We start from the raw sequence: 8,267 nt of genomic DNA, 5'->3' as shown, positions 1-8,267 counted from the left end.
GCTGCGGATGACGATGAACCGGCCGGAGGATGCGGGTCTGCTCGAGAAGGCCGTGGACGCGACCCTGGCAGCCGGCGCACGGACAGCCGATATCGCCGAGCCGGGCGCCAAAAAACTTTCAACGGTGGAAATGGGCGACGCGGTGCTGAGTGCCCTTGAAAAAGTTGCCGGCAAGGAGAAGGAGCACGCGTGATGCCCTACGTCACCAGGCGTTCAGCGTTAACAATCATCGCGGGCGGCGGCGCTGCCCTGGCTGCGGGAAGGGCGGAGGCCGAAGACAAGGCCGGCCGCGCGATCTATCCGGTCGCGGTGCCCGTCTACCAGACGCAATTCATCGCCGACCGGATCGGATATTTCAAGGAAGCGGGTCTCGACTGCAAGCTCGTTCAGGGCGGCAGTGGCGTCAAGACGCGCGAGATCATCGCATCATCACAAGGCGATATCGGCATTGGCGACATCACCCACCCGATGCAGCTCAGCAATCACGGCCGCGCCGGGCGCGTGCTGATGCCGGTCGATACCCGCTCCAGCTCGGTGATGTTCATCATCCGCAAGGATCTGCACGAGCAGGGCATCAATACGCTGGAAGCGCTCGCGGCCTGGAAGCGGCCGGACGGACGTAAACCGATTGTCTCGGTGTCGTCGCTGGGCGGCACCAATCACGTCTGGGCGTCCTATTACATGGAGACGATGGGACTCGACCAGAAAGTCACCTGGATCGGGACCGGCAACGTCGACACCATGCTGGGTTCGCTCAAAACCAAGCAGGTCGATGTGCTCGTAAGTTCGCTGTCGCTGTTGAACGATTCGAATGCGCAGGGCTGGGGTGCGCTGTTGTTCGACGGAACGGACGAGACGATCTGGAACAAATATATCGGCGGCAAGGTGCCGGTGACGTCGCATTTCACCCTGCAATCGACCATCGACAAGGATCCGCCCAAGATGCAAGCCTTCGTCACGGCCATTTGGCGGGCGACGCAATGGGTCAAGGCTCATACGCCCGAGCAAATCTATGATGTGATCGAGCCTTATGTCGGCAGTACTTCCCGTGCGGCCAACATCCTCGAAATCGCGGCGCTGCAGAAGGTTGCAGACTATGAAGCCACCATCGATGCGGCGGGCTTTGCGCGCGGTGAAAAAGTCTGGTTCCGGGAAATGACCGGCATCAAGCCGCTTACGATTGCCGAGGTCTTCAGCCCGAGCTTCGTCGAAGCGGCAAGAAAGGCATATCCGGCTTGAACGCGCCGATTCCGTCCGCGACCCCTGTCATCCGGCCAACCGAGGCCGAGCGCATCGATGTCAGGGGATTGAGTAAATCCTTTCAGATCGCCGGCGCCGCCATCGAAGCGGTGCGCGACGTTTCGTTCAGCGTCCGGCGCGGCGAATTCGTCGCGCTGCTCGGGCCATCGGGTTCGGGCAAGAGCACGATCCTGAACATGATCGCGACTTTGGTAAGGCCGAGCAGCGGTCAGATTCTGATCGACGGCGGCCCGGTCATCGCCGGGAAGGCGACGCCGAACGTCGGCTATATCTTCCAGCGCGACACGCTGTTTCCCTGGCGCACGGTCGCCGGCAATATCGGCTACGGGCTGGAATTGGCCGGCGTCCCCGATGCCGAGCGCCGGGAACGGGTCGCGGCCTGCGTTGACCAGGCCGGACTTGGGGGGTTTGAACGGGCTTACCCGTCGGCGCTCTCGGGCGGCATGCGCCAGCGCGCGGCGCTGATGCGCGCGCTGGTGGTCGAGCCGCAGATCCTGCTGATGGACGAGCCGTTCGGTGCACTCGATACCCACACCAAGATCGACATGCACGAGGTTCTGCTGCGGATTTGGGACCGCGAGCAGCAAACGGTTTTGTTCGTGACCCATGACCTTGGCGAAGCCCTCACGCTGGCCGACCGCATCATTCTGTTCTCGGCGCGTCCCGGCTGCATCAAGGATATGTTCGCGGTGGATTTTCCGCGGCCGCGCGACACGGTGAAGGTACGCGAGACGCCGCGGTACGCAGAGTTGTTCCAGCACATCTGGCATTCGCTCGGCGAAGAATTCGTCAAGGAGCGCAGCCGATGAGGATGGCACGAAACCGTGCAAGTACGCTGGCATGGCAGATATTGATCTGCGTTATCGTGCTTTCGATCTGGCAGTGGGGCTATGATCTGCACGCCGGATTCCCCTGGGTCGTGCCGGATCTGCTTGATCCTTACTTTGTGTCGAAGCCGTCTGAAATCTTCGAACACTTTATGATCCTGGGCTGCATCAAGTCCAAGATGGGCACGTTCAACGGCTGGTTCAATGGTGACTTCGCCAAATGCATGGCGCGTAACGAAAACAATCTCTGGGTCGCGACCGCGGTCACACTGAAGAATACCTTCTTTGGCTTCATCATTGGCGTATCCTCCGGCTTCGCAGCGGGATTGCTGCTCGGCCGCTCCGACCGGCTCAGCGCGATCTTTCAGCCCTTTATCACCGCGGTGAACTCTGTTCCCCGCATCGCATTGGCGCCGATCATCGTGTTGGCATTCGGGATCGGCGACGCATCCAAGGTGGTGACATCGTGGATCGTGGTCGTGTTCCTGGTGTTCTTCAACACGTTCGAGGGCGCGCGATCGATCGACGAGGGCTTTGTCAACGCCGCGCGCCTGTTGGGTGCCAGCGAATGGCAGATCACCCGCACCGTAGTCATCCCCTCCACCATGGCCTGGGTGTTCGCTTCGCTGTCACCAGCGATATCTTTTGCTTTGATCGGCGTGATCGTCGGCGAATTCATCGGGGCGGAGCGCGGTATCGGCCGGCTGATCATCGAGTCCGAGGCGCGCGCGGAAGCCTCGGGCATGATGGTCGCGGTCATCGTCCTGATGCTGGTCGGCGTTGCGCTGTCGGCGATGATCTGGCGGTTGCAGGCATATCTGTTGCGCTGGCAGCAGCACAATATGGCGGAATAGCCATGTTCCTCGCACTCCTTGATCATTGATGATCAGACGATAAACTGCCAGGACAGCCTTCGTCGTAAGACCACCACGGCAGGCGGGCCGAGCGAGGAAACGTCAATGGCAGGGAATGGCCGCAGGCCTGATACGAGCCCGCCCGCAGGGCCCGATACGGACAGCTATGCCGCCGTGGTCGCTCGTGCCAAGTCGCTCATTCCAAAGCTGCGTGAACGCGCGTCCAGGACTGAAGAATTGAGGCGTCTGCCGCCGGAGACCGAGCGCGATTTGCACGATGCCGGTCTGTTCCGGATTGTGCAGCCCAAACGGGTGGGCGGCTCCGAACTCGATTATGTCGCGCTGGTCGATTGTGCCGACGCGCTGGGACAGGCCGATGCTTCCGTGGCGTGGAATTTTGCCAATCTCGCGAGCCACCACTGGATGCTGGGCATGTTCGATCGCCGGGCGCAGGACGCGGTCTGGAGCAAGGATGCCGATGCGCTGATCGCATCCTCGTTCATCTTTGCGGCCGGCCGCGCCCGAAAGGTCGATGGCGGGTATGTGTTGAACGGCCATTGGCCGTTTTCGTCGGGCGTAGAGTCCTGCGAATGGAACATGCTCGCCAGCGTCGTTGCGTCCGACGACGAAGCCGACGGCATTGAATATCGGATATTCCTGCTCAACAGGCGCGACTACAAGGTCAACGATACCTGGAACGCGACGGGTTTGCGAGGAACAGGTTCGAACGATGTCAAGGTGGCGGATGTTTTTGTTATGAACCAGATGACGGTCGCGGTCAGTGAGCTTACCGGCGGGCCGACGCCTGGCAGCGCCGTCAATCCGAACGCGCTTTATTCCCTGCCGGTGTTCTCGCTTTTTCCCTATGTGCTGTCCGGCGTGGGTCTGGGGAACGCGCAAGCTTGTCTGGACGATTATGTCGAGGTCTCCAGGCACCGCGCCTCCACCTATAATCGCGCCAAGCTCGGCGACCTGCAGACTACACAAATCAAGATCGCGGAAGCGTCGGCCAAGATCGACGCCGCTCGCCTCATCATGCGGACGAACTGCATCGCCGCGATGGCCGACGCAAAGCGCGGGCATATTCCCGATATGGCGGCCAAGACCAGGCTGCGGCGCGACGGCGCTTTCTCGGTCAATCTTTGCACCGAAGCGGTATCGCTGTTGTTCACGGCGAGCGGCGCACGCAGCCTGTTCACGTCAGGTCCGTTGCAGCGCCAGTTTCGTGACGCGCACGCAATAAATTCGCACCTCGCGTTCAATTTCGATGCGGCGGGGACCAATTATGGACGCGTAGCGCTCGGCCTGCCGTCCGAAAACCTGACGCTCTGAGGCCCGGCGGATGTCTGACTCACCCAAACATCCGGCCGATCCGGCCAACGAATTCGCCAGCGACAATTCGGCGATCGATCCTCGCGATTTCCGCAATGCGCTCGGCACCTTTGCCACGGGTGTGACCATCGTCACGGCAATGGCGGCCGACGGAAAACCCTATGGGGTGACCTGTAATTCCTTTGCCTCGGTGTCGCTGAACCCGCCGCTGGTACTGTGGAGCCTCAGCATGTTTTCGCAGGGCCTGACCACCTTCCAGAACGCCAGCCATTTCACGGTCAATGTCCTGGGCGCATCCCAGCAGGCGCTGGCCTCGCAATTTGCAAAATCAGCCGGCGACAAGTTCACCGGCGTGGCCTGGACTCCAGGGCTCGGCAACGCGCCGGTGCTGGCCGACAGCGTCGCCAATTTCCAGTGCCGCGCAGCTAACCGCTATTACGGCGGCGACCACGTGATCTTTCTGGGCGCCGTCGAGGCCTATGCCTATAACCGGCACGAGCCGCTGCTGTTTGCACGCGGCAGCTTTGGCCGGTTCCTTGCCGGTGACGGCAACAAATCCTCATGAACAGCAAAGCGCCGGTCACGCGCGCGCGCCAGGCAGTCTGATTGCGGCTGGCTATTTCTTCGTCATCGCGGCGCGATACCAGTCACCGATCTCGCTTGCGGTCATCAACGCAACGCCGTCATGTCCGATGACGTAGTCGAGCAGCGCTTCCAGATATTTGATGCGGTGCGGCACGCCGGTGATGTACGGATGAATCGAGATCGCCATGATGCGCGCGTTTGAGGCACCCTCGAGATACAGCCTGTCGAATTGATCGGTACAGCGCTTCAGGAACTGCTCGGAAGGCAGATGCTGCAGCGCGTGGATGACGATGTCGTTGGTTTCCACCGAATAGGGGATCGTCGTCATGGTGCCGTGCGGCGTGGCGATATCCTGCGGCAAATCGTCGATCACCCAATCCGCCAGATATTCAATGCCATTGAAGCGCAACAGATCGATGGTCTCCTCGGTCTCGGTCAGGCCGGGGCTTTCCCACGATCGCGGCGGCTTGCCGGCAAATTTCGTGATGGTTTCGACGGAACGCTTGATCGCGTCGGCCTGGTTGTCGAGTCGGTGCATCGGACCCTGAAAGAATCCGTGGCCCATGAACTCAAAACCGGCTTCGAGCGCGGCGGAGGCGACCCTCGGGTAGGCGTTACAGACGTTCGCATTCAGTGCCAGCGTCACCGGTACCTTGCGGTCGGTCAGCGCCTTGAATTGCCGCCAGAAGCCGGCGCGCATGCCGTATTCGTGCCACGACCAGTTCGGCACGTCGGGCAGCAATGGCTGGCCCATCGGCGGGCTTAGCACCGTGCGCGGCATCGCGTTCTCGATCCGCCATTCCTCGACATTGAGGATGACCCAAACCGCGAGTTTCTTGCCGCCAGGCAGCGCCAGTTTCGGCCGGTCGATTTGCGCCTGATAGGGGATACGATCGCTGAGGGCCAAGGCAGCATTTCCTTGAGTAAGCGGACTATTCGGCAGCGTTGGAGCGGCGCGATGCTCCTGCATTGATCCGCGGTATCACCTTTTCCGCCATCAGGATCATCGACTGGCGGCCGAGCTCGCGATCCTTCCAGTCCTTGCCGGCATAGAGCAGCGTTCCGAAGGTGCCTACTTCTTCCTGGAATCCCAGCAGTTGATCCACAACGTCCTCCGGCGTGCCATGAATAATCAGCTTGTCGCAGATCGACTCCAGTGTCACCTCGTCATCGGGCTGATCGCGTCGGGTCTTGAACAACTCGATGCGGCCGCTGCGCTTCAGCTTGGTGAACAGCGAGCGGTAATAATAGACATATGGCCCGTCCGGATCAGTGGCATAGGCTTTTGCCGTCGCGGCGTCCCTTGCAACGAACACGCTCTTGGCGACACGCCAGTTCGCCGCGTTCACCGCCCGCCCGGCCCGTTCGCAGCCTTCGACATATTTTGGCCAGTGGCTTTTCACCCAGGCCGGCATCAGGAAATTCGCCGAGATCGGATCCCAGCCGCGCGCGGCCGCTTCCGTCACGCCTTTCGAAAATGGCGCCACGGCCGTCACAACGATCGGCGGATGCGGCCGCTGCAGCGGTCGCGCGATGTAACCGTGCCCGATTTCCGCGATCAGGGTTTTCTGCACCGAGACGTTCCAGTATTTGCCTTGGAGATTGTACGGCGGCTCGCTTGCCCAGATCTGCAGTACCTGATTAATCGCCTCCACGAACATCGCGTTGCGGTCAGCGTCGAGATTGCCGAACACTTCCGCATCCGACAACAGCCCGCCGGGGCTGATGCCGAAGATCAGGCGCCCGTCAAGCATGTGATCGAGCATCGCGATCGAGGCGGCGAGCGCGGCCGGGTGGGTATTCGGCATGTTCACCGTGCCAGTGCCGAGCTTGATCTGCCTGGTTGCCGCGGCGAGCCAGGCGATGAAGGCGATGCAGGAGGTGATGTTCTCCGCCTTGTCGGTAATGTGCTCGCCGACGTAAGCCTCGGTGAATCCCAGTTGGTCGGCCAGTAGAAAGGCTTCGCGGTCTTCCTGGAGGGATTGCCGCCAATCCTTGTCAACCGGATGGATCGGCATCGTAAAGAACCCGAGCTTCATGATCTGCTCTTCCCGAGGGCAGCTTCTTGCTTGGGAGCAAACGTGCGTCGTTCGTAGCATCATGACAAGTCCAAAAGTCCGGAGTGCCGAATAATCACTCGATAAAACAAACTTGACCTTTAAAAGTTGTCGCCGTCTAATCCAACAAAAGCACCGAAAGTCCGGGTCGGGGGAGGTCATGTCGGAATGAAAGCCTCGGCTTTCAGTTACGCTCGCGCCACCAGCGTTGCCAACGCGCTGGAACTGCTCGCCGCGCATGGCGACAAGGCCAAGGTGCTGTCCGGCGGCCAAAGCCTGATGCCGGCGATGAACCTGCGGCTGATCTCTCCCGAACTCATCGTCGATATCGGCGAACTCGCCGAGCTGCGTGGGATTGCGGTGAAGGACGATGTCCTCACCATTGGGGCGCTCACGCGTCATGTCGATCTGCAAAGGTCCCGTGAAATTGCGACCCTTGCGCCGTTGCTGGCTGATGCGATCGCCTATGTCGCGCATCCGGCGATCCGTAACCGTGGCACGATCGGCGGAAGCCTGGCGCACGCCGATCCGGCTTCCGAACTTCCCGCCTGCATGATGGCGTTGGGAGCGACGATCGTTGTCCGCGGCTCGGGAGGCGAGCGGCGGATTGCGGCGCAACAATTCTTCACTGGAATCTATCAGACCGCGCTTACAGTGCACGAGCTGGTGGTCGCCGTCGAGTTGCCCATCTTGCGGAAGGATTCTGCGCATTTTTTCCATGAGTTCGCAAGGCGACGGGGCGATTACGCCATCGTTGGTCTGGCCGCACAGGCCGAGTTAAGCGGTGACAGGCTCGCTGATCTCCGTCTCGGCTACTTCGCGATCGGCGACCGGCCACTGCTGGCTGGAGCTGCGGGCAAGCTTGTCAATGTCGTCGTCACATCCGAGGTATTGGCAGAAGCTTCGGCGGCACTCCGCGCGGAACTCAATCCCCATGAGGACCAGCAGGCCTCCGCCGCCATGCGCCTGCATCTGGCCAACGTGCTTCTGACGCGCTGTGTGTCCTCGCTGCTTGGTCGTCCTGATCTCGACCCGGGAGGGGCTGCGTGACGGCTCCAATACCTCTATCGCTCGACGTTAATGGCGAGCGCATCGATACCCTTGTTTTGCCGCGGTTAAATCTCGCGGATTTCCTCCGCGAGCATCTCAAATTGACCGGCACCCATGTTGGCTGTGAACAGGGGGGTTGCGGCGCCTGCACGGTGCGCGTCAATGGCGACATCATGCGTTCCTGCCTGATGCTGGCGGCGCAGGCGAATCAGGCTTCGGTCGAGACCATCGAAGGGCTATCCGACAGCGGCGAGATTGCCGATTTGCAGCGCGCGTTTCGCGACCGTAACGCGCTGCAATGC

The 8,267-nt window shown here is 61.1% G+C and carries 10 protein-coding genes; 8 read left to right on the top strand and 2 right to left on the bottom strand.

The genetic code is table 11. The features are described from left to right. The 6 genes from WCE35_RS17620 to WCE35_RS17595 form a co-directional block, all read left to right on the top strand. Positions 1 to 193 (top strand): isocitrate/isopropylmalate family dehydrogenase (locus WCE35_RS17620; protein WP_424594610.1); only part of this gene is annotated, 193 nt, incomplete at its 5' end. Then, positions 193 to 1,239, top strand: coding sequence for an ABC transporter substrate-binding protein (locus WCE35_RS17615; protein ID WP_424594609.1), 1,047 nt, complete (start codon positions 193 to 195; stop codon positions 1,237 to 1,239). The genes WCE35_RS17620 and WCE35_RS17615, both read left to right, overlap by 1 nt. Continuing rightward, complete coding sequence (locus WCE35_RS17610) at positions 1,227 to 2,069, top strand: ABC transporter ATP-binding protein (RefSeq protein WP_424594611.1); 843 nt, start codon at positions 1,227 to 1,229, stop codon at positions 2,067 to 2,069. Before WCE35_RS17615 ends, WCE35_RS17610 begins: the two co-directional genes overlap by 13 nt. Next, the gene (locus WCE35_RS17605) at positions 2,066 to 2,941 is read left to right on the top strand and encodes an ABC transporter permease (RefSeq protein ID WP_424594608.1); all 876 of its coding nucleotides are present in this window, start codon (positions 2,066 to 2,068) and stop codon (positions 2,939 to 2,941) included. Before WCE35_RS17610 ends, WCE35_RS17605 begins: the two co-directional genes overlap by 4 nt. Positions 2,942 to 3,046: 105 nt before the next feature. Next, positions 3,047 to 4,273, top strand: a complete 1,227-nt coding sequence (locus WCE35_RS17600; protein ID WP_424594607.1) for an acyl-CoA dehydrogenase family protein — start codon at positions 3,047 to 3,049, stop codon at positions 4,271 to 4,273. 10 nt (positions 4,274 to 4,283) lie between these two features. Further along, positions 4,284 to 4,838 (top strand): flavin reductase family protein, encoded by a 555-nt coding sequence (locus WCE35_RS17595; RefSeq protein ID WP_424594606.1) that lies wholly within the window; start codon positions 4,284 to 4,286, stop codon positions 4,836 to 4,838. A 51-nt stretch (positions 4,839 to 4,889) separates the two neighbouring features. Here the strand turns inward: WCE35_RS17595 and WCE35_RS17590 are convergent, their stop codons facing one another. Together WCE35_RS17590 and WCE35_RS17585 are read right to left on the bottom strand one after the other, a co-directional pair. After that, positions 4,890 to 5,765, bottom strand: coding sequence for a polysaccharide deacetylase family protein (locus WCE35_RS17590; RefSeq protein WP_424594605.1), 876 nt, complete (start codon positions 5,763 to 5,765; stop codon positions 4,890 to 4,892). Positions 5,766 to 5,790: 25 nt separating this feature from the next. Next, positions 5,791 to 6,897, bottom strand: coding sequence for an LLM class flavin-dependent oxidoreductase (locus WCE35_RS17585; RefSeq protein ID WP_424594604.1), 1,107 nt, complete (start codon positions 6,895 to 6,897; stop codon positions 5,791 to 5,793). 186 nt (positions 6,898 to 7,083) lie between these two features. Here WCE35_RS17585 and WCE35_RS17580 point away from each other — a divergent pair, with 186 nt between their 5' ends. Together WCE35_RS17580 and WCE35_RS17575 are read left to right on the top strand one after the other, a co-directional pair. After that, on the top strand, positions 7,084 to 7,965 hold the full coding sequence (locus tag WCE35_RS17580; protein ID WP_424594603.1) for an FAD binding domain-containing protein: 882 nt from the start codon (positions 7,084 to 7,086) through the stop codon (positions 7,963 to 7,965). Further along, a partial coding sequence (locus WCE35_RS17575) for a (2Fe-2S)-binding protein (protein WP_424594602.1) occupies positions 7,962 to 8,267 on the top strand: 306 nt, incomplete at its 3' end. The genes WCE35_RS17580 and WCE35_RS17575, both read left to right, overlap by 4 nt.

Origin of the sequence: Bradyrhizobium sp., assembly GCF_049691595.1 — a bacterium.
Taxonomy (GTDB): domain Bacteria; phylum Pseudomonadota; class Alphaproteobacteria; order Rhizobiales; family Xanthobacteraceae; genus Bradyrhizobium.
This window is presented reverse-complemented; position numbering and strand designations above follow the sequence as displayed.